We start from the raw sequence: 1,783 nt of genomic DNA on the forward strand, positions 1-1,783 counted from the left end.
GCTGGCTCCACTTCTACAACCACCACCGACACCACTCTGCGATTGGCGGCGTACCCTTCGACCGACTCAACAACGTCCCTGGACATCACACCTAGTCATCATCACAGCGCAGTGGATCACCGTGCGTCACCGCTCCGCACAATGATCCGCCCTTCTGCGAAAAGCCGCTACAACGGGTATTGGACGCTTGTTTTTACAAAGATTCTGCGAAGGTCGAACCGAGGGACTGTAGCCAGTTCTGCGCATCAGTAGCGTCGGCGTTAGCTGGGCGCCTCCAGCGACGACTCGGAGAAGAAGGGAGCACATCGATGTCTCACATCACTTCAATGATCGAAACCCACCCCAACGACGCTTCCGGCATAGACGTACAGAAGCTTGCCGACTGCATCGCCGCGTGTCTCGAATGCGCACAGACTTGCACCTCGTGCGCTGACGCCTGCCTGGCCGAAGGGATGGTCGCAGACCTACGGAACTGCATTCGCCTCAACCTTGACTGCGCCGATCTCTGCGCAACCACTGGCAAAATCCTCAGCCGTCGCACCGGGCAGAACCTCGCCACGGTCAAGACCACGCTCAAGGCATGCCGGACAGCATGCGCAGAATGTGCCACCGAGTGTAAGAAGCACGAGGACATGCACGTGCATTGTCGCGTCTGCGCCGAAGCCTGCCGCAAATGCGAACAGGCCTGCACCGACCTCCTGTCCGCGATCAGCTAACGATCCATGCCCGGCCTGGTCGGTCGTACGACAATCGACCAGGCTGGGCCACCCGCCGATATCCAGGTCTTATGCAAAGCAGGGGCCTTCGGCAGGCCAACCCTGAAAAGAAAGGAACCGCCGTTCCCTCACGGGCGACGACGGCTCCAAGAACCCGGTCTATGCCGGGAATATGTTCCCAAGTGTAGCGTCTGGCCAGTGTTCGAACAACCTACGCTGACGCAGCAGGCCGCCCTCATAGCCGTCACTGCTGGTTCTCGTCTCAAACCGTTCCGCCGGACGTACGGAGGCCACGAGCGTCCGGCCTTCGCGCTGTACCTCCTCGATGCCCAGCTGGCATCGCAGATCCACAGCCATCTTCGCATCGTCGAGGTCACGCTACGACAGCAGATGCACATGGCCTTATCGGATGCGTACGGTGATCGCTGGTTTGATAACGCCACCGGTGCCGGTCTATCTCAGGATGCGCAAAAAAGAGTGCGGGAGGCACACGAGCTTCTGCGCCCACGACGGCAAGCTCAGAGTTTTCAGCCGTCTCCGGACAAGATGGTGGCAGCCATGATGCTCGGCTTTTGGACGTCGCTACTGCGAGCTCCGCACGATGTCGATCACGAGACAACCTTGTGGGGTCCCGCCCTAGAAAGCTGTTTCAATGGTGCACGCCAACCCACCACACCGGCATGGACGATGACCGATGCGCAGAAGGTATGTCAGCGACTGAACTGGGCACGGAACCGCGTCAATCACTGCGAAAGCGTGGTGTTCGGGTTCCCCCAGCCTGGACAGGTTCAAGGGGTACAACTTCGCCACAGCCCAGCAAGCATCGTTGAAGACTGCCGGACCCTCGTTGGCCGCTTCTCTAGCGAAGTAGAAGAATGGATGCGAGCTTCGAATACGCTAGATCAAATCATCAATGACCCCGCTGCTCAAAAGGCGCTCGCTTACAGCGCAAGCCAGCCTAAGAGACAGATTATGTCAAGCCCCGGGTTTTGTAGAGGGTGGTTATCTGGCGTCGACGAGGTCGTCGACGGGTTCGGGTGACGGTTCGACCGCCGCGTGCTGTGCTT

At 59.3% G+C, this 1,783-nt stretch carries 2 protein-coding genes; both read left to right on the forward strand.

Translation table 11 applies throughout. The annotated features are described in order from the left end of the window. The first annotated feature begins 308 nt into the window (after positions 1 to 308). Positions 309 to 716: a four-helix bundle copper-binding protein gene (locus ACWIE7_RS19120; protein ID WP_454070323.1), complete on the forward strand. Its 408-nt coding sequence runs from the start codon at positions 309 to 311 to the stop codon at positions 714 to 716. 198 nt (positions 717 to 914) lie between these two features. Continuing rightward, positions 915 to 1,757 (forward strand): hypothetical protein, encoded by an 843-nt coding sequence (locus tag ACWIE7_RS19125; RefSeq protein ID WP_454070324.1) that lies wholly within the window; start codon positions 915 to 917, stop codon positions 1,755 to 1,757. Positions 1,758 to 1,783 lie beyond the last annotated feature (26 nt).

Source organism: Dietzia sp. NPDC055343, assembly GCF_053645265.1.